Below are 25,342 nucleotides of genomic sequence, written 5' to 3'. Positions count from 1 at the left end.
GCGATGCCCGGATCCGAACACCAGCCCCGTTTACCCGCAATCCTCACCGTCGACGACGACCCCGCGGTCTCCCGCGCCGTCGCGCGCGATCTTCGCAGGCACTACGGCGAGCGCTACCGCATCATCCGTGCGGAATCCGGTGCCGACGCCGTCGAAGCCCTCAAAGAACTGAAGTTGCGCGGCGACACCGTCGCCGTGCTGGTCGCCGACTACCGGATGCCGCAGATGAGCGGCATCGAGTTCCTCGAGCAGGCGATGGAGTTCTTCCCGCTGGCCCGCCGAGTGCTGCTCACCGCCTATGCGGACACCCACGCGGCGATCGACGCCATCAACGTCGTCGACCTCGACCACTACCTGCTCAAGCCGTGGGACCCGCCCGAGGAGAAGCTCTACCCCGTCATCGACGGCCTGCTCGAGGAGTGGCGCGCCGTCGGCGACCGCGGCATGCCGTACACCAAGGTGATCGGCCACCGGTACAACGACCGGTCGTGGGAGGTGCGGCAGTTCCTGGCACGCAACGAGTACTCGTTCCGCAGCGTGAACGCCGACGAGCCCAAGGGCAGGCAGCTGCTGGAGGCGGCGGGCCTCGACGACAGTCAGCTACCCGTCGTCATCACGGAGAAGGGCGAGAAGCTCGTCGCGCCGACCGATGGTGAGCTGGCGACGCTGCTCGGTCTGTCCACGAGTCCGTCGCTGGAGATGTACGACCTCGCGGTGATCGGCGGTGGGCCCGCGGGCCTGGCCGCCGCGGTCTACGGGGCCTCCGAGGGACTGAAGACGGTGCTCATCGAGAAGTCCTCTACTGGTGGGCAGGCGGGCCGCAGCTCGAAGATCGAGAACTACCTCGGATTCCCGTTCGGCATCTCAGGCGCCGAACTGACGACGTCGGCGCGGCGCCAAGCCGAGAAGTTCGGCGCCGAGGTCATCACCACCCAGGAAGCCGGCAGGTTAAAGACGGGCGGCGTGGGTGCTGCACATTCCATCGTGCTCAACGACGACACCACGATCGGCGCACGGGCGGTCATCCTCGCCACCGGCGTCGACTACCGGCAGCTGCGCATCACCGGCTGCTGGGACGACCCCGACGATCCGGCCTGCAACTACATCGGCCGCGGCGTCTACTACGGCGCCTCGGTGTCGGACAACTCGGAGTGCGCAGGCGAGGACGTGTACATCGTCGGCGGGGCCAACTCGGCCGGCCAGGCGGCCATGTTCATGTCGCAGACGGCCAAGACGGTGACGATGCTGATCCGCGGACCGTCGCTCGAGGCGGGCATGTCGCAGTACCTCGTCGACCGGGTCAAGCGCACCGAGAACATCATCGTGCGGACGTGCACGGAGGTCATCGACACCGTCGCCGACGGAGATCGCCTGACAAGCCTGGTGCTCTCCGATCGACAGACCGGCGAGACCGAGACCGTCTCGTGCGACCGCATGTGCTGCTTCATCGGCGCCACGCCGCGCACGGACTGGCTGGAAGAGGCGGGAATAGCCCGCGACGATCACGACTTCATCCTGTCGGGACCCGACGTGTCGAAGGTGAGCGGCTGGATGCTGGACCGCCCGCCGCACCACCTGGAGACGAGCGTTCCGGGGGTCTTCGTAGCGGGTGACGTGCGGTCGGACTCCGCCAAGCGCGTGGCCGCCGCGGTCGGCGAGGGCTCGATGGCGGTCATGCTCGTGCACCGGTACCTGGCTGAGACGTAGGAGAGGCGAAGGACGATGGGCGCTGACAACGAAGCCGATGGCGAGGTGTGCCTCCGCGACGAACTGCGGACGCTGTTCCTGTTCGAGGACCTCTCCGACGAGCAGCTCGACATCCTCTGCGAGGCGGGCAGCATCCACACCTTCCCGGCGGGTCCGCTCAGCCAGGAGGGCGAGCCGGCGACGTGCTTCTACGTTCTGATCGACGGCGAGTTGGTCATGTCCAAGCGCTCCGGCGGTGTCGACATCCAGACCAACCAGACCTCGCAGCGCGGTGTCTACTTCGGCGCGTGGTCGGCCTACATTCCCGGCGAGGAGCAGAGTTATCAGGCGTCCGTGCGGCTCACCAAGCCGTCCCGGTGCTTCGTCCTGGACTCCAATGACTTCGCCTCCTTCATGCGGACGCAGTTCCCCATGGCGGTGCACCTGCTCGAGGGCCACCTGGTCGGCGGACGCCGCCAGGCTCAGGTCATCGGGCAGCGCGAGAAGCTGCTGGCGCTGGGCACCATCACCGCGGGCCTGACGCATCAGCTCAACAACCCGGCCGCAGCCACCGCGCGCGCCGTTGCGAACCTGCGCGAGACGGTCGGCAAGATGCGGCACAAGCTGTCGATGCTCGCCGACGGCAAGTTCTCGCCGGAGGCGTTGCGCGTGCTGGTCCGGATCCAGGACGACGTCGCCGAGCAGGTCGCGAAGTCGCAGTCCGTCGAACTGACCGCACTCGAGGCGTCCGACCGCGAGGACGCGATCGGCGACTGGCTGGAGGATCACGGCATCGTCGGCGCGTGGGACTACGCGCCGACGTTCGTCGAAGCCGGCCTCGACACCGATTGGCTCGAACGCATTCTGGCCTCGGTCGACGAAGTCGACGCCACGGCGTCGCTGCAGGCCGCGGTCGGCTGGCTGAAGTACACCATCGAGAACGAACTGCAGATGAACGAGATCGCCGAGGCCAGCAAGCGCATCTCGGCGCTGCTGGCGGGCGCGAAGCAGTACTCGCAGATGGACCGCGGGTCCTACCAGAGCGCCAACGTGCACGAACTGCTGCGCAGCACGATCATGATGTTCGGCGAGAAGATCGGCCACGAGGGCAAGGGCAGGCCGATCGTCATCTGCAAGGACATGGATCAGACGCTGCCCGAATTGCAGTGCTACCCAGGCGATCTCAACCAGGTCTGGACCAACATCATCGACAACGCGATTCAGGCCATGGACGGGCACGGCACCCTGACCATCCGAACCGCACGCGAGAACGACGAGATGATCCGCGTCGAGATCTGCGACGACGGCCCCGGCATCCCCGAGGACATCGTTGACCGCATCTTCACGCCGTTCTTCACCACCAAGCCGTTCGGCGAGGGCACCGGGCTCGGCCTGGATCTGGCGTGGCGAATCGTCGTCGAGAAGCACGCGGGCAACATGTCGGTGCAGAGCAAGCCCGGTGACACCCGCTTCATCGTGTGCCTGCCGCTGGTCGCACCACCGCCGCTGACGCCGACGCCGGGTGAGCTGTCGGCCGCGGGCACGGAATAGGTGCGTGATCGGAGGAGGTTGACCCGATCATGACTCACACCTCCAAACCCGAGCTCGGTCGTTTCGGCGTGTTCAGCCACTACTCGCAGTGGCAGCAGCTGTCCGCGCAGCAGCTCACGGACATCGAGGCTCTCGGTTACGGGGCCATCTGGGCCGGTGGCTCGCCGCCAGCCGACCTCGCGTGGATCGACCCGATCCTGGGCGCGACGGACTCGCTGCAGCTCGCGACGGGCATCGTCAACATCTGGACGGCGGCCGCAGCACCCGTCGCCGAGTCCTACCACCGCATCGAGAAGGCCTACCCCGGCCGGTTCCTGCTCGGCATCGGCGTCGGCCACCCCGAGGCGCACACCGAGTACAAGAAGCCCTACGACGCGCTCAACGACTACCTCGACGAGCTCGACCAGCACGGCGTGCCCAAGGACCGCATCGTCGTCGCCGCGCTGGGGCCCCGGGTCCTGAAGCTGTCGGCCCGCCGCAGCGCGGGTGCGCATCCGTACCTCACGACGCCCGAGCACACCGCACAGGCGCGCGAACTCATCGGGCCGGACGCCTTCATCGCCCCCGAGCACAAGGTGGTGCTGACCACCGACGCCGAGCAGGCGCGCGCGGTGGGCCGCAAGGCGCTCGAGATCTACCTCAACCTCGCGAACTACCTGAACAATTGGAAGCGCCTGGGGTTCACCGACGCGGATGTGGCCAAGCCGGGCAGCGACGCGCTCGTCGACTCCGTCATTGCATACGGCACCACCGAGGCCATCGCCGCGCGGCTGACCGAACATCTGACGGCGGGCGCCGACCATGTTCCGGTTCAGGTCCTGACGGGTACTGACAAGCTCGTGCCCGCACTCACCGAGTTGGCCGGCCCGCTCGGACTCTCCTGATACGAAGGATCACGCATGACTGACGCTGTAACCCACAAGCCCGACCTCGGCCGGTTCGGCGTGTGGACGTTCGGTACACCCAAGACCGAGCAGGCGGTCGAGATCGAGAAGCTGGGCTACGGGGCGATCTGGATCGGCGGGTCACCCGCGGGCGATCTGAGCTACGTCGAGCCGCTGCTCGACGCCACCGAGACCCTTCAGATCGCCACCGGCATCATCAACGTCTGGACGGCGAAGGCCGAGGAGGTCGCCGAGGCCTACCACCGCGTGGAGAAGGCGTATCCCGGCAGGTTCCTGCTCGGAATCGGCATCGGGCACCCGGAGCACACCGAGGAGTACCGCAAGCCCTACGACGTGCTGGTCGAGTACCTCGATGCGCTGGATGCCGCGAAGGTGCCGACCAGTAGGCGGGTCGTCGCGGCCCTCGGCCCGAAGGTGCTCGAACTCTCAGCCAAGCGGAGCGCGGGCGCCCACCCCTACCTGACCACGCCCGAGCACACCGGGCAGGCGCGCAACCTCGTCGGCAACACCGTGTACATCGCACCCGAGCACAAGGTGGTGCTCAGCACGAACGTCGAGGAGGCGCGCGAGGTCGGCCGCGGTGCCGTCGACTTCTACCTGAATCTGTCCAACTACCTGAACAACTGGAAGCGCCTGGGCTTCACCGACGAGGACATCGCGAAGCCCGGCAGCGACAAGCTGATCGACGCGGTGGTCGCGCACGGGACGGCCGACGCGATCGCCGCGCGGCTCAACGAGCACCTCGCGTCCGGCGCCGACCACGTCTGCATCCAGGTGCTGGGCGGCTGGGACAGGCTGGTGCCCACGCTCACCGAACTGGCGGGACCGCTGGGGCTCACGGCGAAGGACTAGCCGCTAGGGTCGACGCATGCGGCTGCTGGTGACCGGCGGCGCCGGCTTCATCGGCGCCAATTTCGTGCACTCCACGGTCCGCGACCGTCCGAACGTTGCGGTCACGGTCCTCGATGCACTGACCTACGCCGGCAGTCGCGAGTCGCTGGCCCCCGTCGCCGACGACGTCCGACTGGTGGAGGGCGACATCACCGACGCAGCCCTGGTGGACACGCTGGTCGCCGAATCCGATGCCGTCGTCCACTTCGCAGCGGAGACGCACGTCGACAACGCACTCGCCGACCCGGAGCCGTTCCTGCGCAGCAACGTGATCGGCACCTTCACCGTGCTGGAGGCCGTGCGCCGCAACGACGTTCGGCTGCACCACGTGTCGACCGACGAGGTCTACGGCGACCTGCCGCTAGACGCGAAGGACCGCTTCACCGCCGAGACGCGCTACAACCCGTCGAGCCCGTACTCGTCGACCAAGGCGGCCGCGGATCTACTGGTGCGGTCGTGGGTGCGGTCTTACGGTGTGCGAGCGACGATCTCGAACTGTTCGAACAACTACGGGCCCTACCAGCACGTCGAGAAGTTCATCCCCCGCCAGATCACCAACGTGCTGACGGGCCGACGCCCGAAGCTGTACGGATCGGGCGCCAACGTCCGCGACTGGATTCACGTCGACGACCACAATCGCGCCGTGTGGCGAGTGCTCACCGACGGCGGCCTCGGCCGGACGTATCTGATCGGGGCCGACGGGGAACGCTCCAACCTCGCGGTGATGCGCGCGGTGCTGCGACTGATGGACCGCGACCCCGACGACTTCGATCACGTGACCGATCGCGCCGGACACGACCTGCGCTACGCCATCGACCCGTCCGCGCTGCGCGACGAACTCGGCTGGGCGCCCGAGCACACCGAGTTCGACCTCGGGTTGGCGGCCACCATCGCCTGGTACCGCGACAACGAATCATGGTGGGGGCCCATGAAAGACACCGCAGAGGCCGCCTACCAGGAGTGGGGCCGGTGAGCGTCCGCGAACTGAGCGTGGTGGGCGCGTGGGAGATCACGCCGACCGTCCACCCGGATTCCCGCGGCCGCTTCTTCGAGTGGTTCACCGACCGCGAGTTCACCGAGATGACCGGCCACCGGCTGGATCTCCACCAGGCCAACGTGTCGGTGTCGGCGGCGAACGTGCTGCGCGGGTTGCACTTCGCGCAGCTACCGCCGAGCCAGGCGAAGTACGTCACCTGCCTGCGCGGCGCGGTGTACGACGTCGTCGTCGACATCCGGGTGGGCTCACCGACATTCGGACGGTGGGACGCGGTGACCCTCGACGCGGTGTCGCACCGGTCGGTGTACCTCTCCGAGGGTCTGGCGCACGGTTTCCTTGCGCTGGAAGATGATTCGACCGTTGCCTATCTGTGCTCAGCCGGTTACGCACCCGGCCGCGAACACACCATCCGCGCCGACGATCCCGCCCTGGCGATCGAGTGGCCGACGGCGGCCCCGATCCTCTCGGATCGGGACGCCGCCGCTCCGACGCTCGCCGAGGTGCGGGCGGCCGGTCTGTTGCCGATGTGGGACGAGTGGAAGACGTACGTCAGGGAACGGTGATCGTGGTGCCCTCGTCGATCGCCGCGGTCGCGTCCATCATCTGCGTCGCGTACTCCTCGTTGCCCTGAACGTCCAGCGCCAGCAGATACGTGGCGTCCTTGGCCGGGATGACGACCGTCTTGCGCGCGACCAGCATGTTGACCCCGTCCTGCACGAACGTCCCGCCGATCGTGGAGGCCTGGAAGCCCGCGAGCTGACCGTCCTGACCGGTCTCCGGTCCGTCGAACTCGGGCAGGCTCCTCACCTTGTTCGGCGCGAGTCTCATCAGCGTCGCGGGATCCGGGTTGCCGCCCGTCAGCTTCGCCATCGTGGCGATGATGGCGGGCGGATTGCTGCCGGCCGCCGGATCATCGAGAACGATTGCACCCCAAGCGGTCTGGGGAGCTTCGGAGTCGGTGAGGACACGCCATCCCGGTGGCGTGGGCAGCCCCAGCTCCGGAGTTCCGGGATCCCCGCGCTTGACCAGTGTCTGCTGAATGCCGTTGGCCTTCAGGTAGTCGTCGATCGTCTCGTTCGCGGAGGCCTCGGCCGTCGTCGAACTCGGCGCTAAACCGGTTGAAGGAATAGCCGCCGACGACGGCATTGGCACCCCGGCCGACGGCTTGGGCGACGGGGCTGCTTCTTCTGAGCCGGCTCGCATGATTGCCACGAACGCGAATACAAGCAAACCAACCACGCCAAAAGTCAACGCGCCTAATGCAATCATCTTGCGGTGTGGGTTCCGCGTCGAAGTCCCCCAACGTTCCGCAACTGGAGCTTGCAACGTTGGTGAAGCTTCGGGGGTTAACTGCGTTGTTGCAGAGATCAAGGGCTTCGTAACCGGTTCCAGACGCCCTCGCGCAAGTGCTTCGGCGAACTCTGCGCACGACGAGAATCGCAATTTCGGGTCCATCGACATCGCGCGCGCGAGTGCGCCGCCGCAAGACACTAGGTCGGGCCGTGAATCACCAATGCGAGGTGTAGAGCCCTTCAAGCGTTCTACGATCATGACCGCGGCGTTGGACTGCGGAAATGGCGGACTCCCTGACAAGAGGTGGAAAGCTGTGGCAGCCAATGCATACTGATCTGCACGTCCGTCAAGTGACCCACCCATGAGTTGCTCGGGTGCCGCGTATGCGATTGTGCCGACGGTCATGTTGGTCTGGGTGATGCCCGCGTCATCATCAACTCGCCGGGCAATTCCGAAGTCTGCAAGGACGATCCGCCTACCGGGCGAGTCTGTAACGAGAATGTTGCTCGGCTTCACATCGCGATGCAGAAGGCCTCTTGCATGCGCATAATCCAACGCGTCCGCAACGGCGGTGACAATCGCGACGACGTCGCGCAGCGACATCCCGTCCAAGTAGTGTTCTGTGAGAAGCCGACCCGCATCTTGGCCGTCGACATAATCCATCGATATCCAGAGTTGCCCTGCGGACTCACCTCGATCGTGAACTCCAACGATATTAGGGTGGTACAGAGTCGAAGCTAGGTCGGCTTCGCGATCGAACCTCTCGCGGTACTGCGGGTCGTACGACAAGGCGGACGGCAAAAGCTTCAAGGCTTCCCTCCGCGGCAGCCGCGGGTGCTGCGCCAGATACACCTCTCCCATGCCACCTGAGCCGAGCGAGCGAATAATAGTGAACCCCGCGAAGTTGGCGCCCTCGGTCAGCGGCATTACCGGATACTACGGGTGGTCACCGGAGCCAGAAGCTAACTCGGCGCTATTGCCTACTCACACGGTTCAACCTCAGGGCACGGTGATTGTCGTCTGCTCGTCGATCGCCGCGGTCGCGTCCATCATCTGCATCGCAAATTCTTCGTTGCCCTCTACCTCCAGCGCCAGCAGATACGTGGCGTCCTTGGCCGGGATGACGACCGTCTTGCGCGCGACCAGCATGTTGACCCCGTCCTGCACGAACGTCCCGCCGATCGTGGAGGCCTGGAAGCCCGCGAGCTGACCGTCCTGACCGGTCTCCGGTCCGTCGAACTCGGGCAGGCTCCTCACCTTGTTCGGCGCGAGTCTCATCAGCGTCGCGGGATCCGGGTTGCCGCCCGTCAGCTTCGCCATCGTGGCGATGATGGCGGGCGGATTGCTGCCGGCCGCCGGATCATCGAGAACGATTGCACCCCAAGCGGTCTGGGGAGCTTCGGAGTCGGTGAGGACACGCCATCCCGGTGGCGTGGGCAGCCCCAGCTCCGGAGTTCCGGGATCCCCGCGCTTGACCAGTGTCTGCTGAATGCCGTTGGCCTTCAGGTAGTCGTCGATCGTCTCGTTCGCGGAGGCCTCGGCCGTCGTCGAACTCGGCGCGGCACTCGAGGCGCTCGCCGTGGTCGACTCCGATGCCGAACTCGAAGACGATGTCGTCGCCGCGGTGTCGTCCTTCGACCCGCAGCCCGACAGCGCCAATCCGACTGCGGCGACTCCCGCCACCACAGCACCAACTGTTCGCACCGACATACCGTCTCCTCCTGGGATCAAGATCTAGGACCCCCAAGGTAGGGCAAACCGGTCGCCGAGCAAAGCAACTACGGCGTTACAGGTATTCGGGGCAGTACGCGGTGGCCGCCGCGACGATGAAGCCCTTGGCCTGCCTGACGGTCAGTTCGGGGCTCGCCGCCCGGTAGTCGGCGAGGATGTCGTCGGGATCGGCGCCCTCGTCGAGGCGCTGGCAGACCAGCTGGCCGTCGTTGATGGCGCCCGAAGCCGTGTCGTAGGCGATCCCCACATTCGCGACGTCCTCGAGGAAGAGATCGTCCACGGTGCCTGCGGACGCCGCGCCCGCCCCGATGAGAGCGGAGGTGGTCAGGCCCGCAGCGGCGAGGGCGGTGACGGCGAACGAGGCGAGGCGGGTGGTGCGGATCATCTTCGGAACTCCTGGTCTGGTACTTCCGGGCGTTTCCCGGGGCTGCCACCAGGTTCGAATGCCGGGCTTGCCGCATTCTTGGCGAATTCTTGGAGTCTCAGGCCTCGACGTCGATCGGGCCGCCGATGACCTGGAGATAGGTCGCCGGATCGGACGGGTCGTTGCCGACGACCACGACATCACCGTCGGCGGGCAGGAACAGGCCGCTGACGATCTGCGCGTGCTGCCTGCTGATGTAGAGCAGGCCGCCGTCCGGCGAGAACGCCAACCCACCGTCGGGCACGTAGTAGTCGTTCGGTCCGACGTATCCGCCGGCGACGATCGGCTCCGAGTGGGCGGTGGCGTCGTCGATGTCGACGGTGCTGCCGAGCACGGTGTCGATGGCGTACACGCCGCCGTTGTGCGCTCTCGTCACGAACATCCTCGCCCCGTCGGGGCTGACCACGGGTGTGCTGACCAGTTGGTCGAGGGCCACCGGGACGTCGACCACCTCGTGGGTGTCGACGTCGACGACCGTCACCGAGTCGCTGCCGCGATTGACCACGTAGGCGTACCGGCCGCCGGTGACGACGATGAACGTCTCGGGGTCGTCGTCCGGGCCCCGACTCGTCTGCCCCGGTTCCGCCAGCGGGTTCGGGTCGGCGCCGCCGGCGAACTGCCGTCGCACCAGTCCCAGCACGGCCCAGACGATGGGCGAGTCGGGCGGCGCGCTGCCCGGCGTGGGTTCGAAGAGCACGTTCAGCACGCCGGAGAGCAGCGCCGACGCCGCGGTGAGGAACCCGTCGGGCTCGGTGAACAACTCGCCGAATGGCGGAAACGGCGGGCCGGTGATCAGAGGCGCGCTCAGGGCTCCGGTACTCGTGGTCGCCGCGGTGTCGGTACCGGCGACGACCGACCTCCGCGCCGGCTGCGAGTCGGGCGTGCCGAGGTGGAACCGGTCGTCGACGTGCTCGAGTCGCAGCGGCTCGAGGACATCCGGGTCGTCGACTCGCGCCGGTTCCTCGGCTTCGATCGCCACGTCGGCCGCGGGCTGCGGCTCGACCGCGCTCGGAACCTCGGGTGTCACGGTGGGCGGCGGCTCGGTGTCCACCGCAGGATCGGCGAGTGCCACCTCCGCCGGCGTCGGCTCCTCGGCAGGCGCCTGCGGGTCCGGTGCCGGCGCGTCGCCCTCGTAGCCACCCGAGTATCGGATGATGACCTCAGGTCCGCCGTCGCCGAGGGTGACCTCCGACTGCGAGGGTGAGTCGCCCTCCGGGGTCGAATCGACCGCCGGGCCGTTCGCGGGGCTGCCGCCGTCGGCATCGGCGCCCGTCTGCTGGCCGTCCGGGTCGGCGGTGCCGTCGACGTCCGACGGCGACTCGGTCGATGCGGTCGTGTCATCAGCGGGATCGGCCCACGCGCAGCAGGGGGTGGCCAACACCCCGAATCCCATGCCCAGGGCGAGCGCGAGTCCGCTCAGTCCGAGTCGCACCGGGTAGCGCGGGCCGTCGCCGGAAAAATGCGCGCTGACCATTGCTTCCCCCTCGAGCGTTTCCGCCGGTGTCCAGCGGCGCTGCACCGAAATGTATCGGCGTCGTGCGCCTCATCGCATCAGGGGAATCCCTATTTCTTCCTGGCTTCCCGATGCAGGGCGGGGGCCCTTGCGCGGCACCGTCCAAAATTACTAGGATTTCCTAGTATTCTCGGTAACGCCGGGCACTCCGTTCCCAAGGGGCCTTCCATGACCACGCAGATTCCGCACTACATCAACGGCGAACGCACCGCCGGATCGTCGACTCGCACCGCCGACGTCTTCAACCCGAGTACCGGTGAGGTGCAGGCCGAGGTCGTGCTCGCCTCGCGGGCCGACGTCGACGCCGCGGTGGCCGTCGCCGTCACGGCGCAGAAGGAGTGGGCGGCCTGGAACCCACAGCGTCGGGCGCGGGTGATGATGAAGTTCGTCGATCTGGTCAACGCCAACAAGCAGGAACTCGGCGAGCTGTTGAGCCTCGAGCACGGCAAGACCTTCGAGGATTCACTCGGCGACATCCAGCGCGGCGTCGAGGTCATCGAGTTCGCGATCGGCATCCCGCATCTGCTCAAGGGCGAGTACACCGAAGGCGCCGGCACCGGCATCGACGTCTACTCGCTTCGCCAGCCGCTCGGCGTGGTCGCGGGCATCACGCCGTTCAACTTCCCCGCCATGATCCCGCTGTGGAAAGCCGGCCCCGCGCTCGCATGCGGGAACGCGTTCATCCTGAAGCCCTCCGAGCGCGACCCGTCGGTGCCGCTGCGCCTGGCCGAACTGTTCGAGGAGGCGGGCCTGCCCAAGGGCGTCTTCCAGGTGGTGCAGGGCGACAAGGAGGCCGTCGACGCCATCCTCGAGCACCCCGACATCCAGGCGGTCGGCTTCGTCGGCAGTTCCGATATCGCGCAGTACATCTACTCGACGGCCGCCGCCAACGGCAAGCGCTCACAGTGCTTCGGTGGCGCCAAGAACCACATGATCATCATGCCGGACGCCGACCTGGACCAGGCCGTCGATGCGCTGATCGGCGCTGGCTACGGCAGCGCGGGCGAACGGTGCATGGCCATCAGTGTCGCGGTGCCGGTGGGTGAGGAAACCGCGAATCGGCTGCGCGCAAGGCTCGCCGAGCGCGTGAACGAACTGCGCGTCGGCCACAGCCTGGACCCCAAGGCCATCTACGGCCCGCTGGTCACCAAGGCCGCACTCGAGCGCGTTCGCGGCTACATCGACGCCGGCGTCGAGGCCGGGGCCGATATCGTGGTCGACGGCCGCGAACGGGCCAGCGACGACCTGCAATTCGGCGATGCGAACCTCGAGGGCGGCTACTTCATCGGCCCCACCCTGTTCGATCACGTCACCACGGACATGTCGATCTACACCGACGAGATCTTCGGCCCGGTGCTGTGCATCGTCCGGGCGGCGAACTACGACGAGGCACTCGCACTTCCGTCTCAGCACGAGTACGGCAACGGCGTGGCGATCTTCACCCGCGACGGCGACGCCGCGCGTGACTTCGTGGCCAACGTCCAGGTCGGCATGGTCGGCGTCAACGTGCCGATCCCGGTTCCGGTGGCCTATCACACCTTCGGCGGCTGGAAGCGGTCCGGTTTCGGCGATCTGAATCAGCACGGGCCGGCGTCGATCCAGTTCTACACCAAGACCAAGACGGTCACCTCGCGCTGGCCGTCGGGCATCAAGGACGGCGCGGAGTTCTCCATCCCGACCATGAAGTAGTCGACGAATACATGGACTTCTTCGGGATGGATGACGACGCCCGCGTCATCGCCGAGACCGCGGCCGAGTTCGCGGCCAAGCGCATCGCGCCGAACGCGCTGGATTGGGATGCCACCAAGCACTTCCCGGTCGACGTGCTGCGCGAGGCCGCCGAACTCGGCATGGCGGCGATCTACTGCCAGGAGGATTCCGGCGGTAGCGGGCTGAGTCGGCTCGACGGTGTGCGGATCTTCGAGCAGCTGTCGGTCGCCGATCCGACGGTGGCGGCGTTCCTCTCGATCCACAACATGTGTACGTGGATGGTCGACACCTACGGCACCGACGAGCAGCGCATGAAGCTGGTGCCGCGGCTGGCGTCCATGGAGCTGATCGCGAGTTACTGCCTCACCGAGCCGGGGGCCGGATCGGACGCGAGTGCCTTGCGCACCAAGGCCGTTCGCGACGGTGACGAGTACGTGCTCGACGGCGTCAAGCAGTTCATCTCCGGCGCCGGGGCATCCGACGTGTACATCGTGATGGCCCGCACCGGGGGCGACGGACCGCGTGGAATCTCGGCGTTCGTCGTCGAGAGGGAGACGCCCGGCGTCTCGTTCGGGGCCGACGAGTACAAGATGGGCTGGAACGCGCAGCCCACCGCGCAGGTGGTCTTCGAGGGCGCGCGCGTGCCTGCCGACGCGATGCTGGGCGGAGCCGACGGCGAGGGCACCGGATTCGCGATCGCGATGAACGGGCTCAACGGCGGACGTATCAACATCGCCGCGTGTTCGCTGGGCGGGGCGCAGGCCGCGTACGACAAGTCGGTCGCCTACCTCGCCGACCGTGAGGCGTTCGGGATGACGCTGCTCGACGAGCCGACCATCCGGTTCACGCTCGCCGACATGGCCACCTCGCTGGAGTCATCGCGAAACCTGTTGTGGCGGGCGGCTGCCGCGCTCGATGGCGATCATCCGGACAAGGTGGCGCTGTGCGCGATGGCGAAGCGCTATGTCACCGACGCGTGTTTCACGGTGGCCGACCAGGCGCTGCAGCTGCACGGCGGTTACGGCTACCTGCGCGAGTACGGCCTGGAGAAGATCGTCCGAGATCTGCGGGTGCACCGCATTCTCGAGGGAACCAATGAAATCATGCGCGTGGTGATCGGGCGAGCCGAGGCTTCCCGTGCGCGCGCGTCGTAACAAGGAGATGTGAGTGGCGACGATTGCGTTCTTGGGTTTGGGCAACATGGGCGGTCCGATGGCGGCGAATCTGGTCGCGGCGGGCCACACCGTGCGCGCCTTCGACGTCGTCGCGGCGCTGAGGGAGGCTGCGGAAGCGAAGGGCGCCACCACGTTCGACAGCGGAGCCGACGCGGTCGCGGGGGCCGACGCGGTGATCACGTCGCTTCCCAGCGGGGCCATCGTGAAGAGCGTCTACGCCGACGCGGTGCCCGCCGCCGAGGACGGCGCGCTGTTCATCGACACCTCGACGATCTCGGTCGACGACGCACGCGAGATCCACCAGCAGGCCCTCGCCCGCGGCCTTGCGCAGCTCGACGCCCCGGTGTCGGGAGGCATCAAGGGCGCGGTGGCGGGCACGCTGGCCTTCATGCTCGGCGGCGAGGCGGACGCCGTCGAACGCGCCAAGCCGATTCTGGAACCGTTGGCGGGCAAGATCATCCACTGCGGCGATTCGGGCGCGGGGCAAGCCGCCAAGCTCTGCAACAACATGGTGCTAGCGGTACAGCAGATCGCCATCGGCGAGGCCTTCGTGCTCGCCGAGAAGCTCGGCCTGCCCGCGCAGTCGCTGTTCGACGTCATCACCGGAGCCACCGGCAACTGCTGGTCGGTGCACACGAACTGCCCTGTCCCCGGACCGGTTCCGACATCACCCGCCAACAACGATTTCAAGCCGGGGTTCGCGACCGCGTTGATGAACAAGGACCTCGGCCTGGCCATGGACGCGGTGAAATCGGCCGGATCCTCCGCGCCGCTCGGCACGCACGCCGCGGAGATCTACGCGAAGTTCAACCAAGATCACGCGGACAAGGACTTCTCCGCGGTGATCGAGTTGATCCGGAGGGGTTAGCCAGCCGCGCCTAGCACGCGGGTGTGACATGTAACGTGTTGTGCGCGTTGGTTATCCACAGTCGGCTGTTCATCCACAGGGCGGGGTGGACCTGTGGTTTCGGGGGGTTGACGCCGGTAGTGTCGAAAGCGTGTTCGAAGAGTTCACCGCCGCGGTCGCCGGGGCGCGTACCCCGGCCGGGCGGGTCGGGGCGCAGGCCCGGTTGGAGAACGCGGCGTGTGCGGCGCGGCTGGCGTCGATGTATCAGATGCTCGAACGGGCCTACGCGGCGTCGGGGTCGGCCGATCGCGAGCAGTGGCGCTGTGACACCTGGTCGGCGGTGTGCGCGCAGATCGGGGCCGCCCAGACCATTACCGGGGGCATGGCCAACGGGCAGCTGATGACCGCGGTCATCCTGGCCGAGAAACTGCCGATGGTGGGCGCGGTGTTCGACGAGGGGCTGATCACCTACCTGGTGGTGCGCACCATCTGCACCAGGACCGGGCTGGTGAAGGACCCGGACGCGGTGCGCGCCGTGGACGCCGAGTTGGCCGCCGATCTGCGCAGCCACGGGGCGCGGTCGTTGAATCAGCTCGACGCCGACATCGACGCCGTGGTGTTGCGTCACGACCCGTACGCGGTGCGCCGCACCGAGGACAAGGCGCGCAGCCGCCACGCCGAGGTGGCCTACGACCACGGCGCCGCGTACGTGACGGCCACGGTGACCGAGCCCGAGGGCCGCGCGCTCGACACCCGGTTGGACGCATTGGCCGCCACCGTCTGCGATCGCGATCCCCGCACCCGCGATCAGCTTCGCTCGGCCGCGGTGGGGGCGATGGGGTTCGGCTGGAACCGGGTGCCGTGCATGTGCGAATCCCCGGCCTGCGACGCCGCCACCACCCCGCCCGTCGGCGGGGTAGTCATCCACGTCATCGCCCCCCGCGACGCCCTCGACAACGCCGGTGGCCCGGCACCCGAACCACCCGAACCCGACGACGACGTCGAACCGCCACCCGACGACGGGTTCGATTGCAGTGACGATCTCGGGTTCGAGGACAACGACGCCGACAGCACTGCGGGTTCCGAATCAGACTGCTCACCAACATCATCGAACTACGAGCCGCCTACCGAGGACGACCGCGAGACGCCAGCCGAGCCCGAGTCCAGGCCCGGTCCCGGGGTGGGGGACCTCGCCGCGCAGCGCCGCGGGCTGGTCGGCGAAGCACCGCCGATGCTGTCCAAACCGCTGCGCGAGTACACCTTCGCCGAACTGTGCGCCGAGCAGAGCGCCGACCCCGGACAGTTCTGCCCCGCCGGCCCCGGCGTCGTCCTCGGCGGCGGCGTGCTGCCCGCGCCCCTGATCGCGCACTTGGCGATGCACGCCAGGATCACGGCCCTGATCCACCCCGGTCAGGCGCCACCGGAACCCCGATACCGACCCTCGCGGCGACTGGCCGACTTCGTCCGCGCTCGCGACCTGACGTGTCGGCATCCGGGCTGCACCCGACCCGCCACGGTCTGTCAGATCGACCACGTCATCCCCTGGCCCTACGGAGCGACCATGGCGTCGAACCTGGCCTGCCTGTGCGTCGAGCACCACCTGCTCAAGACGTTCTGGCCGGACTGGACCTACACCCTGGCACCCGACGGAACCGTCGTGTGGACCGACCCCGACGGGCAGCAGACCACCACCTATCCGGGCAGTCGGCTGCTGTTCGGTGAACTGTGCGCGCCCACCGCCGAGGTCGTCACCACCGGCACCCCACCCCCGAAACACACCGCGGGCCTGACCATGCCGCGGCGCGCGATCACCCGAAAACAGGCCCGCGCCAAGCGTATCGACGACGAACGCCGAGCCAACACCGAATGGGTCGAGCAGTACCTCCGCGAATCCATCCCACCCTTTTAGCGGAGTGCACTCGCCCCCTGCGAACCATGCTCATCCCTCCGCCGTCGGACGCGACTGCAGGTCCGGTGCGGCGGCCGCGAGGAGGTCGGCGCGACTGCCGGTGCGCGGCGGGTAGATCCGCTCACGGTTGATGGTGTTCTTGGTGGCCTTGGCGTCCGCGCCGGTGGCGACCACCGTGCGTCCCCACCCCTCGGTGTAGACGGCGCCCCACGGACCGAGGTCCAATACCGTGACGTACCAGGGGATTCGCAGCGGGAGCATCGGCGCCGTCAGGAGGTCGCTCACGGCGTTGTACCCCGCATAGCGGCCCATCGGCCTGCCGTGCTGACACGACATCACCGACAGGTGCTCGTCGTCCATCCGCGCCGCCGCCACGTCGCCGGCGGCGAACACCCCGTCCAGTCCGGACACCCGCAGGTAGTCGTCGACCGCCACCCGGCCGAGGGGGTCGAGCGGAACGCCGAGGGACGCGGTGACGCCGCTGGCCCGCATTCCCGCGCACCACACCACCGTCGAGGCAGTCACCACCTCACCCGTCGACAGCGTGGCAGTGTCACGGTCGACGGCCACCACGCCTGCCCCGCACCGGGTTTCGACCCCGTTAGCGGCAAGCGCCCGCTCGATGACGGGGCGTGCCGACTCCCCCATGTCCGACCCGACCCGCGGGTTGCGATCGACGAGCACCACCCGGAACCGCCCGGCGAGCTCGCACGCCGTCTCGATACCGGTGAGGCCGGCGCCCACGACGACCACGGTGCTCCGGGCACTCAGTCCATCCAGGTGCGCCTGCAGCGTCATCGCGCCGTCGTAGGTGTCGACGTCGAACCCGAACTCGCGCAACCCCGGTATGTCGGGAATCGCGACGGCGCTGCCAAGCGCCACGACCAGGCGGTCGTAGCGTCGCTCGCCAACCGACGTGGTCACCGTGTGCGCCGCCGGGTCGATGGCCGTGACGTCGGCGGCGACGTGCGCGACGCCCGCCGGGTCGAGAACATCGCTCAGCGGTATCCGGCAATCGGTGAGGTCGGGCTCGTAATTGCGCACCCGGATGTCGTGGTACGGCTGTGAGCTGACGACCGTGACGTCGACGCCCGATGCTCCGAGTTCGTCGATCCGACGTGCCGCAGCCAACGCGGCCCAGAGCCCCGCGAATCCCGATCCCAGCACCAGTACGTCGGCCACGACGCAACGCTAGGCGATCAGCGGCCCGCCCAGTGGCGCCGGTGCAGCACCTCGCACCCACCGGCCAGCAGGCCGTCGTAGGACGTGCGCACGTCGGCGGCGCCGGTGTAGTCGGCACCGACGGTGTACCCGGTGGTGACGACAACGGTGGCGAGCTTCGCCGCGCGCGCGGCGAGGTACCCGCGCGGGCCGCCCGCGACGGCCAGCGCGCTCTCCGGCCCGAGGCCGAGTTCCCACAGTGCGTGCCCGTGCAGGTCGGGTTCCCGGCCGGGGCGCGGCAGGTCGTCGGGCGTGACGACGGTGTCGGCGATACCGTCGCCGATGAGTTGGCGCACCAGAGGGTCGACCCACGATCGGGCGCCCGTGCTCACCACGGCGACGGGGATCCCCGCGAAGTACAGGCTGTTGACCAGATCGTCGAGACCGGCGCGCGGGGTGACGTCGCCGTTCAGCACGGAGTCCTCGAACACCTCGTTCTTAGTCCGGTGCACGTGTGCGGCGATCTCGGCACTGACCCGGCCGAAACCCGCCCGGCGCAGCGCCGACGCGATACGGCGCTGCTCGTCGCCGATGCACACCAGGCGGCCGTACTCCTCGACGCTCCACTCGATGCCGAGCCCGTGTTCGGCGAAGGCCGCGTTGAACGCCTGGCGCTGCCCGTCGCGCTCGATGTCCGCCAGCGCGCCGTCCAGGTCGAATACGACGGCCTGGAGGGGCTCGACGGTGGCCAGGGCGGGACGCCCCGCATCCCACCAGAACGACCGCTCTTCACACGTAACCGTCATGCTCAACAGGGTGGCCCAGGTCACACCGGGTGAACCTCCCCCATCTGGGGGATTCGCGGCGTCATCTTGGGGGGAGCGCGCGGGCCGCCGCCTTAAGGTGTTGACATGCAACCCGTGCGGTTGGTGCTGGTAGACGACCACGAGATGGTCATCGAGGGACTCAAGGCGATGCTGACCTCGTTCGGTGACCGGGTGGAGGTGGTCGGCCAGGCCGTTGGCGCTGAGCGGGCGCTCAGCGTCATCGCGGACCTCGATCCCGACGTCGTGCTCTGCGACGTCCGCATGCAGGGCGCGAGCGGACTGGACCTGTGCGCCGATCTCCGCGACCGCGATCCCGGCCGTAAGGTCGTCATGCTGTCGGTCTACGACGACGAGCAGTACCTGTTCCAGGCCCTCCGCGTCGGCGCGCGCGGCTACCTGCTCAAGAGCATCAGCAGCGACGAACTCGTCCGGCAGCTGGAGTTCGTGCATCGCGGCGAGACGGCCATCGACCCCGGCATGGCGGCACGCGCCGTCGACACCGCGGCCAGGATGCAGCGCGACGAGTTCTGGCCCGGTGCGCGGCAGGGCCTCACGCAGCGCGAGAGCGAGATCCTGTCGTGTGTCGTCAACGGCCTGTCGAACAAGGGCATCGCGAACAAGCTCGTCATCGGCGACGAGACGGTGAAGACGCACCTGCGGTCGATCTACCGCAAGCTGGGCGTCACCGATCGCACGGGCGCCGTGGCGACCGCGCTGCGGGAGGGCATCTACCAGTGACCCGGCCGACCGGTGTGCTGACCGCCGACCGCGAACTCGCGCTGTTGCGCGAGATCATTCGCGCGGCGTCGTCGGGGCCGGGGGTCGAGCCGCTGGCCGCGGCGGCGGCACGGATGATCACGGCGGCCACCGAGACCGACGTCTGCTTCGTCCACGTGCTGGACGACACGGAACGTTCGCTGACGCTGACCGGCGCCACTCCGCCGTTCGACAGCCAGGTGGGCAAGATCCGACTTCCCCTGGGCGAAGGCGTATCCGGCTGGGTGGCGAGCCATCGCGAACCGGTCGTGATCATCCAGGACAAGGAGTCCGATCCCCGCTACCGACCGTTCGAGTCGCTGCGGGGTTCGGACTTCACCTCGATGGTGTCGGTGCCGATGGAAACCGATCCCGGCGGGCTGGTCGGCGTGCTCAACGTGCACACGGTCGGGCGCCGCGAGTTCGCCGACCGCGACGTCGAGTTGCTGCTGGTGATCGGCAGGCTCATCGCGGGCGCCATGCACCAGGCGCGGCTGCACCGGCAGCTCGTCGCGCGCGACCGGGCCCACGAGAACTTCGTCGAGCAGGTCATCCAGGCCCAGGAGCTGGAGCGCCGCAGGCTCGCGGGCGACATCCACGACGGCATCAGCCAACGCCTGATCACGTTGTCCTACCGGCTCGACGCCGCAACGCGCGCGATGGGCGACGACCGGCCGGTCGCAGCCGAGCAGCTGACGCTGGCCCGCGAACTCATCGACCTGACGCTCGGCGAGGCACGGGCGGCGATCAACGGGCTGCGCCCACCGGTGCTGGACGACCTGGGCCTGGCTGGCGGACTGGCGAGCCTCGCCCGCTCCATCCCGCAGGTCGGCATCGACGTCGAGGTGTCGGAGGTCCGGCTACCCGATCACATCGAGCTGGCGCTGTACCGGATCGCGCAGGAGTGTCTGCAGAACGTCGTCAAACACGCGCACGCGACGACCGCGACGTTGTCGTTCGCGGTGGTGCCGATGGACAGCGGCGACGCCGCGCGGCTCGAAATCGCCGACGACGGAGTAGGTTTCGACACGTTCGAGAACCCACTGGGCGGCGACGAGATGGGCGGCTACGGCCTGCTGTCGATCGCCGAGCGGGCCGAGATCGTCGGCGGCAGGCTCAACATCCGGTCGCGCCCCGGCTCCGGCACCACCGTCACCGCGACGATTCCGCTGCCGTCCACGGAGTAACCCGTCTCTCGGTTCACTCGAAGCCGGAGTCGGCGAACGTCGTCGTGACCGCCGTCTCCGCAGGTGCCTCGTACGTCGGTTCCGGCTCCGGCGGCGCGGTGTACGCCGGCTCCGGCGGCGCCGTGACCACGGGCTCGGGGGGAGCGGTGTAGGCCGGGCTGGGTTCCACCGGCGCCTGGGTGATGACGGGCGCCTGAGTCGTCACCGGCGCTTGCGGGGTCGCGGACGGCACGTTCGTCGTCGGCGCCTGAGTGATCGCCGTCGTCGGCTTCGACGACGGAGTCGACGGCACGGTGGGCGACGACTCGCTGGCCGAACGCTCGGCGGGAGTGGGTGACTCCGACACGGACGGCGTCGTCGACGAACCGGTGGTCGACGACTCCGTGCTCGACGACTCCGTAGTCGACGAACCGGTGCTCGACGACTCCGTGGTGGACGACTCCGTGGTCGACGAACCGGTGCTCGACGTCGGACTCGTCGATGTCGACGTCTCGGACGTCGAACTCTCGGACGTCGACGTCTCAGCCGTCGAGGTGGACGTACCGGGGGTGGACGGGCTTGAGGACGTCACCGAGGAACTTCCGCTGTTGTCGGTCTCGTCGACGAGGCCGTTCTTCTTCTGTTCCTCCTCCTGCTTGGCCTTCTCCTCGGCTTCCTGCTTGGCCTGCTCCTCGGCGATCTGCTCGTTCCGCAGCCGGATCAACTCGAGTTGCGCGGCGGTCCTGCCGACCGACTCGATGATGGCGCCCACCCCGGCGAAGATGCTGCCGAGAGCGACCGGCGGCACGACCGCCCCGCCGTTCGGCGGACCCACGGGCCCCGGAGTTCCGGGGCGTGCCGGCGGCGGGGCTCCGCCGCCCCGGTTGGTCGGCGCCGACCCTCCGGATCCGGCTGTGCCGCCGCCGGATCGGGCGACTCCGGAGCTCGGGCGCGATGCGATGGGAACGATCACCGGCGGGGCCGCTCCGGGTGGTGCGGGCAGATCCACCCTCGGCAGCGCCACCGGATCGGGCTCGTGCGGCACCGGCGGGAGGTACTTGCCCGGCACGGTGTCGGCCTTCACCAGAGGCGCGGGCGGTGCACTGGTCACCGCTGTCGGCCGCACGCTGATCGCCACCGTCACCGCGGTCGCCGCGAATGCGACGAAGACGACACCCGCGATGCCACTGCCGAGCAGCAGGGCGCGCGGTCGCACCGGCGGCGCTGCCGCGTAATCGGTCTCGTCGTCGTCTTCGGGGATGAAGTCGGACAACGGCTCCATGGGCATCTGCGTCAGGGCGTCACCGAAATCCGCGTCGCCGTACTGCTCGCCGCCGAGGTTCAGCGGGTCGACGTCCGGTACCTGGGAGTACGCCAGCTGCGGCTCGATCACACCGGCCAGCGCGGTGACACCGGCGTCGGGTGTCGGCGCGGGGGGCACGTAGAGGTCCGGGGTGGTCGGCGTCGCCGCGGTCAGCGGTGCCCCGCCCGGTGCCGGCGCCAACGCCGTGTCCGCGGGGAGTTCGGTCAGCGGACGCGCGGTTTTCGCGGCGCCCCGTGCGATCGCGAAGCTCGGGTCGTCCGGTACCTGCACGGGCATCGCCGAACGACCCCCGATGTCGTAGGCGACCGTGGCGGAGGTGTCACCGATCCCCACCAGCGTCACGCGGTTCGGAGCGCCCGGCCGATTGCGGAGTCTGTCGAGCACCGTCATGCACGCCGCCGTTACGCCGGCACCCGCCACCGGCGCGGAGTCGATGAGCGTGGTCGCGTCCACGTCCGGGCCGATCACCGTCACCGTGGCCGCCTCGGAGTCCACGAACAGCAACGCCGAGCCGGGTCCGTCGGTGCTGCGCACCAGCGCGGTGGCCGCTTCGGCTTCCGAGACGACGTCGACGTCGTCGACGCCGAAGCGCATCAGCGTCTGAACCAGTTCCTCGGCCTGCTCCGGATTCGGTACACACAGCCGCGTTGCGACGACCCGATGCCCGGCGCTGGCCACGTCGCGGACCGTTCCGACCACCGTGTCCACCAGTTCCGTTGTGCCATAGGGCGACACGGCGAATTCGTACTGGTCGTGCACCTGCCCGCCATCGGCCGGCGAACCCACCATCGCCAGCCGGGCCACAGGTCCCGTCACCGCCACCCCGAGGACTACGTCCACGAGCCCCTCCTTCTCCGGCGCGCGCCCTGACCCGTCGAGCGAAGCCACGGCGCGAGCGAGGCTACCGCAAATCGCGACGACGAGGCGCCCAATGGCTCTCACCGCGCTAAAGCGCTGGTGGACCACTGTCGCTCGCCGAGCGCTCAGCTAACTCCAAAGAGCACCATCGCGTGTTGGTGTTACCCAGTGCATCGACCACACGACGAATAACGTTTCAGCGCTGGTGGCGCCTGTGTGCCGCGCACCGAATTCGCCTGCAATCCGCGCGGCTCTGGTGGACTGTGTCCAGCCACCATTGCGCTACCCGTCGAACGTGTCAGAATTCGACTGCGTGTCGCGCGTCCGACACGGGCGAGAAGGGGGACGTCACGATGACTGACCACGGCACCGGGGATCCGCAGCCGGGGGCGGGTTACGTGCCGATCCGTGCCAATCTGGTCCGCGATGTCACCGCGGCGGTGTTGCTCGTCGTCGCTCTCTTCCTCCCGTGGAGCGTGTACTTCGGGTTCGGAATCCCCGGTACCAACTCCACGGTCTACGCCGTCCTGGTCGCACTGACCGTGCTCGCCGTCCTCGGGGCGCTCGCCGTGCACGTCCCGCCGCTGCGGCTGACGGCGCAGGGCGCGGATGCCCGCCGCGCGAGCCGAGTTCGATTCTGGTTGAGCGTCGCCTACTTCCTGGGCGTGGTCGGCTTCGTCGTCTTTCACATCGAGCAGATCGTCCTCTACTCCGGTACCGGCGCGGTTCCGCCGGGTATCGGACCCGGTGCGTGGCTGGGCGCCGCGGGCGCGGTTCTCGCCGCGCAACCGCCGATCACCGCAACGACCCTTGAGGACAACAGCTTTCAGCGGTGGTACTCCGCGAGCAGGATCATCGGCATCACCTCGATCGCCCTCGCAGCCGTCGCGGTGGCGTACAACCTGTTCCTGCGACTGCGCTATCTCTTCGTCACCGACATCGCGTTCGGCGCCCACGACGCGGCGGTCGTCGTGACCACCCTGCTGTACGGCGCGGTGGCGATGACCGCCGTCGCGATCGGCTCGTCGTGGCTCGTGCAGAAGTCCGCGGCGGGGCGCCTGGCCGCCACCGCGCTCGGCGCATCGACCGTCCTGGCCGGGCTCCTGGTCTGGGTGGCCGGTGTGGGCCGCGACGTCGACGCCTTCCACGGCATCGCCCAGAACACCTCCACTGCCGCAGTCGGTTACGAGGGCTTTCTCGCGTGGGCCGCCGCTGCGGCGATCGTGGCGCCGACGACCCTCTACGCCGTGTTCCTGATCCGCCCGCCGAATCTCGGGGTGTATCGCGGTGCCGCCCTGAAGTGCCTGTCGCTCATCGCCTTCTGGGCGTTCGCCGCAGCGGGCCTGCGCGTCGTCGACTTCTTCGTGACGAGCACCCTGGAACTGCCGCACTCGATCTACGACACCATCGCGCTCGCCGGGTTCAACCTCACCACCGGCGTCATCGCCGTCTGGCTGCGACGCAACCTCGCCAAGGGCGGCCTGTCGTCGACCGTGATCGCCGCATTCAGCGGGGTGCTCGCCGTGTTCACGATCGCCCAACTCGTCCTCGGGGTCGCGCTCGCCCCCCGCTACGACGAGCCGTCCCCAACCGGTGTGTACGGCAACAATCTCGCGCAGCAGATCACCAGCACCTTCGACGTCGTGATCTGCGGACTGAGCGTCGCGATCCTCGTCGCCGTGCTGCTGACCGGACCGCTGGCGGGCTGGGTGGTGAAACGCAGGGCGGCTCGACCCGTCGCCAAGGCGCCCGCCGCCAAGGCACCCGTCGCCGAGGCGCCCGTACCGGTGGGCGCGGGAGCGCCGGTGGCTCCTCCGGCGGCTCCGGCAGCCCCGACGGGCATGCTCAGAATTCACCGTCGCCCCGACCCGGCGCGCGCTGATACGGCGGAACCGACGGCGATGCTCAGGATCCAGCGCAGGCCCGAAACAACCGGTGCTCAGCCACTTTCGCCGGACCCGGGCGACGGACCGACACCGCCGACGGCCCAGCTGCGAATCCAGCGCAGACCCGAGCAGGGACCGATCAAGCCTGGAGAAACGCGCTACCACCGGTAACCGACGCCGCGCTCCGGTGCGGCCTCAGAAATCTCCCGCGTGGTGACGCAGCGCCTCGATCGCAGCGGCCAGCGTCCGTGATGAGTCGTCGGAGATCCCGATGTCGGCGAACACGTCGTTGTTCAGCGTCACGGTGGCGTCCTCGACCGTGGACCGCCCGAGGTCGGTCAGCTGGACCAGGGTGGTGCGTCCGTCGGTGGGGTGCGGGAGCCGCTCGACGAGGCCGTCGGCCTCCAGCCTGCGGATCGCGTGGGTGACGCTGGTGACGTGCACCTGCAACCTGTCTGACGCCTTCGTGATCGGCAGCGCTCCGGCGTGCGAGAACGCGAGCAGCCGCAGCAGTTCGAAGCGGGAGAAGCTCAGGTCGTAGGGCCGCAGCGCCGCTTCCACCCTGGCCAGCAGGATCTGGTGCGCCCGCATCACCGACGTGACGGCGACCATCCCGTCGGCGACCTCACCCCAACCCGCCCTCTCCCAGTTCGCGCGGGCCAGCGCGATGGGGTCGGGCTTGGCGCCGTCGGGCTTCTCCGCGTCGGATCTCTGGGCGGGGGACACGGGCTC

Annotated in this window: 21 protein-coding genes; 13 read left to right on the top strand and 8 right to left on the bottom strand. The window is 68.5% G+C overall.

Annotated elements, in window-relative coordinates:
- Nucleotides 1-3: 3 nt before the first annotated feature.
- From NM203_RS25060 to rfbC, 6 genes are read left to right on the top strand one after another with little or no spacing between them, the layout of a single operon-like run.
- A complete protein-coding gene (locus NM203_RS25060; protein WP_255063295.1) occupies nucleotides 4-1,707 on the top strand; it encodes an NAD(P)/FAD-dependent oxidoreductase in 1,704 nt (567 codons plus the stop codon).
- 15 nt (nucleotides 1,708-1,722) lie between these two features.
- Entirely contained in the window at nucleotides 1,723-3,237 is a 1,515-nt protein-coding gene (locus NM203_RS25055) for an ATP-binding protein (protein ID WP_255063294.1), read from the top strand.
- Nucleotides 3,238-3,266: 29 nt separating this feature from the next.
- Nucleotides 3,267-4,121, top strand: a complete 855-nt coding sequence (locus NM203_RS25050) for an LLM class F420-dependent oxidoreductase (protein ID WP_255063293.1) — start codon at nucleotides 3,267-3,269, stop codon at nucleotides 4,119-4,121.
- A 15-nt stretch (nucleotides 4,122-4,136) separates the two neighbouring features.
- Nucleotides 4,137-4,994: an LLM class F420-dependent oxidoreductase gene (locus NM203_RS25045; protein ID WP_255063292.1), complete on the top strand. Its 858-nt coding sequence runs from the start codon at nucleotides 4,137-4,139 to the stop codon at nucleotides 4,992-4,994.
- A gap of 16 nt (nucleotides 4,995-5,010) precedes the next feature.
- Nucleotides 5,011-6,006, top strand: a complete 996-nt coding sequence (gene rfbB, locus NM203_RS25040) for a dTDP-glucose 4,6-dehydratase (RefSeq protein ID WP_255063291.1) — start codon at nucleotides 5,011-5,013, stop codon at nucleotides 6,004-6,006.
- Complete coding sequence (gene rfbC, locus NM203_RS25035) at nucleotides 6,003-6,593, top strand: dTDP-4-dehydrorhamnose 3,5-epimerase (RefSeq protein WP_255063290.1); 591 nt, start codon at nucleotides 6,003-6,005, stop codon at nucleotides 6,591-6,593. Before rfbB ends, rfbC begins: the two co-directional genes overlap by 4 nt.
- On the opposite strand, the gene NM203_RS25030 is transcribed toward rfbC, so the two are convergent.
- The 4 genes from NM203_RS25030 to NM203_RS25015 all read right to left on the bottom strand — a co-directional run bounded on the left by NM203_RS25030 (nucleotide 6,580) and on the right by NM203_RS25015 (nucleotide 10,952).
- Complete coding sequence (locus tag NM203_RS25030; RefSeq protein WP_255063289.1) at nucleotides 6,580-8,250, bottom strand: LpqN/LpqT family lipoprotein; 1,671 nt, start codon at nucleotides 8,248-8,250, stop codon at nucleotides 6,580-6,582. The genes rfbC and NM203_RS25030 overlap by 14 nt on opposite strands.
- A gap of 72 nt (nucleotides 8,251-8,322) precedes the next feature.
- Complete coding sequence (locus NM203_RS25025) at nucleotides 8,323-9,033, bottom strand: LpqN/LpqT family lipoprotein (protein ID WP_255063288.1); 711 nt, start codon at nucleotides 9,031-9,033, stop codon at nucleotides 8,323-8,325.
- Between the two features lie 76 nt (nucleotides 9,034-9,109).
- On the bottom strand, nucleotides 9,110-9,439 hold the full coding sequence (locus NM203_RS25020) for a DUF732 domain-containing protein (RefSeq protein WP_255063287.1): 330 nt from the start codon (nucleotides 9,437-9,439) through the stop codon (nucleotides 9,110-9,112).
- 97 nt (nucleotides 9,440-9,536) lie between these two features.
- Complete coding sequence (locus tag NM203_RS25015) at nucleotides 9,537-10,952, bottom strand: YncE family protein (RefSeq protein ID WP_255063286.1); 1,416 nt, start codon at nucleotides 10,950-10,952, stop codon at nucleotides 9,537-9,539.
- 207 nt (nucleotides 10,953-11,159) lie between these two features.
- Between NM203_RS25015 and NM203_RS25010 the strand changes: the two genes are divergently transcribed.
- The 4 genes from NM203_RS25010 to NM203_RS24995 all read left to right on the top strand — a co-directional run bounded on the left by NM203_RS25010 (nucleotide 11,160) and on the right by NM203_RS24995 (nucleotide 16,632).
- Entirely contained in the window at nucleotides 11,160-12,680 is a 1,521-nt protein-coding gene (locus NM203_RS25010) for a CoA-acylating methylmalonate-semialdehyde dehydrogenase (RefSeq protein WP_255063285.1), read from the top strand.
- Between the two features lie 11 nt (nucleotides 12,681-12,691).
- Entirely contained in the window at nucleotides 12,692-13,855 is a 1,164-nt protein-coding gene (locus tag NM203_RS25005) for an acyl-CoA dehydrogenase family protein (protein ID WP_255063284.1), read from the top strand.
- Nucleotides 13,856-13,868: 13 nt separating this feature from the next.
- On the top strand, nucleotides 13,869-14,744 hold the full coding sequence (mmsB, locus tag NM203_RS25000) for a 3-hydroxyisobutyrate dehydrogenase (protein ID WP_255063283.1): 876 nt from the start codon (nucleotides 13,869-13,871) through the stop codon (nucleotides 14,742-14,744).
- A 130-nt stretch (nucleotides 14,745-14,874) separates the two neighbouring features.
- Nucleotides 14,875-16,632, top strand: coding sequence for an HNH endonuclease signature motif containing protein (locus tag NM203_RS24995; protein ID WP_255063282.1), 1,758 nt, complete (start codon nucleotides 14,875-14,877; stop codon nucleotides 16,630-16,632).
- 30 nt (nucleotides 16,633-16,662) lie between these two features.
- Here the strand turns inward: NM203_RS24995 and NM203_RS24990 are convergent, their stop codons facing one another.
- A complete protein-coding gene (locus NM203_RS24990; protein ID WP_255063281.1) occupies nucleotides 16,663-17,814 on the bottom strand; it encodes an NAD(P)/FAD-dependent oxidoreductase in 1,152 nt (383 codons plus the stop codon).
- Between the two features lie 17 nt (nucleotides 17,815-17,831).
- The gene (locus NM203_RS24985; RefSeq protein WP_255063280.1) at nucleotides 17,832-18,599 is read right to left on the bottom strand and encodes an HAD family hydrolase; all 768 of its coding nucleotides are present in this window, start codon (nucleotides 18,597-18,599) and stop codon (nucleotides 17,832-17,834) included.
- A gap of 105 nt (nucleotides 18,600-18,704) precedes the next feature.
- On the opposite strand from NM203_RS24985, the gene NM203_RS24980 reads away from it, so the two are divergent.
- Entirely contained in the window at nucleotides 18,705-19,358 is a 654-nt protein-coding gene (locus tag NM203_RS24980) for a response regulator (protein WP_255063279.1), read from the top strand.
- A complete protein-coding gene (locus NM203_RS24975) occupies nucleotides 19,355-20,563 on the top strand; it encodes a GAF domain-containing sensor histidine kinase (RefSeq protein WP_255063278.1) in 1,209 nt (402 codons plus the stop codon). The genes NM203_RS24980 and NM203_RS24975 overlap by 4 nt, the downstream gene beginning before the upstream one ends.
- Nucleotides 20,564-20,576: 13 nt before the next feature.
- Here the strand turns inward: NM203_RS24975 and NM203_RS24970 are convergent, their stop codons facing one another.
- Nucleotides 20,577-22,706, bottom strand: coding sequence for a DUF7159 family protein (locus NM203_RS24970; RefSeq protein WP_255063277.1), 2,130 nt, complete (start codon nucleotides 22,704-22,706; stop codon nucleotides 20,577-20,579).
- Nucleotides 22,707-23,077: 371 nt separating this feature from the next.
- Between NM203_RS24970 and NM203_RS24965 the strand changes: the two genes are divergently transcribed.
- Nucleotides 23,078-24,781: a DUF7937 domain-containing protein gene (locus NM203_RS24965; protein WP_255063276.1), complete on the top strand. Its 1,704-nt coding sequence runs from the start codon at nucleotides 23,078-23,080 to the stop codon at nucleotides 24,779-24,781.
- Between the two features lie 24 nt (nucleotides 24,782-24,805).
- Here the strand turns inward: NM203_RS24965 and NM203_RS24960 are convergent, their stop codons facing one another.
- Complete coding sequence (locus NM203_RS24960) at nucleotides 24,806-25,336, bottom strand: MarR family transcriptional regulator (protein ID WP_255063274.1); 531 nt, start codon at nucleotides 25,334-25,336, stop codon at nucleotides 24,806-24,808.
- Nucleotides 25,337-25,342 lie beyond the last annotated feature (6 nt).

The sequence above is a fragment of the Mycolicibacterium arenosum genome, from assembly GCF_024320865.1.
Lineage (GTDB): Bacteria > Actinomycetota > Actinomycetes > Mycobacteriales > Mycobacteriaceae > Mycobacterium > Mycobacterium arenosum.
The sequence above is the reverse complement of the archived record's forward strand: the minus strand, read 5'-3'. Positions and strand labels throughout refer to the sequence as shown.

Excerpts from the sequence above, each read along its gene's own strand:
- NM203_RS25060 (WP_255063295.1), top strand. The coding sequence starts at position 4 with ATGCCCGGATCCGAACACCAGCCCCGTTTACCCGCAATCCTCACCGTC.
- NM203_RS25055 (WP_255063294.1), top strand. The coding sequence starts at position 1,723 with ATGGGCGCTGACAACGAAGCCGATGGCGAGGTGTGCCTCCGCGACGAA.
- NM203_RS25050 (WP_255063293.1), top strand. The coding sequence starts at position 3,267 with ATGACTCACACCTCCAAACCCGAGCTCGGTCGTTTCGGCGTGTTCAGC.
- NM203_RS25045 (WP_255063292.1), top strand. The coding sequence starts at position 4,137 with ATGACTGACGCTGTAACCCACAAGCCCGACCTCGGCCGGTTCGGCGTG.
- rfbB (WP_255063291.1), top strand. The coding sequence starts at position 5,011 with ATGCGGCTGCTGGTGACCGGCGGCGCCGGCTTCATCGGCGCCAATTTC.
- NM203_RS25030 (WP_255063289.1), bottom strand. The coding sequence starts at position 8,250 with ATGCCGCTGACCGAGGGCGCCAACTTCGCGGGGTTCACTATTATTCGC.
- NM203_RS25025 (WP_255063288.1), bottom strand. The coding sequence starts at position 9,033 with ATGTCGGTGCGAACAGTTGGTGCTGTGGTGGCGGGAGTCGCCGCAGTC.
- NM203_RS25020 (WP_255063287.1), bottom strand. The coding sequence starts at position 9,439 with ATGATCCGCACCACCCGCCTCGCCTCGTTCGCCGTCACCGCCCTCGCC.
- NM203_RS25015 (WP_255063286.1), bottom strand. The coding sequence starts at position 10,952 with ATGGTCAGCGCGCATTTTTCCGGCGACGGCCCGCGCTACCCGGTGCGA.
- NM203_RS25010 (WP_255063285.1), top strand. The coding sequence starts at position 11,160 with ATGACCACGCAGATTCCGCACTACATCAACGGCGAACGCACCGCCGGA.
- NM203_RS25005 (WP_255063284.1), top strand. The coding sequence starts at position 12,692 with ATGGACTTCTTCGGGATGGATGACGACGCCCGCGTCATCGCCGAGACC.
- NM203_RS24985 (WP_255063280.1), bottom strand. The coding sequence starts at position 18,599 with ATGACGGTTACGTGTGAAGAGCGGTCGTTCTGGTGGGATGCGGGGCGT.
- NM203_RS24980 (WP_255063279.1), top strand. The coding sequence starts at position 18,705 with ATGCAACCCGTGCGGTTGGTGCTGGTAGACGACCACGAGATGGTCATC.
- NM203_RS24965 (WP_255063276.1), top strand. The coding sequence starts at position 23,078 with ATGACTGACCACGGCACCGGGGATCCGCAGCCGGGGGCGGGTTACGTG.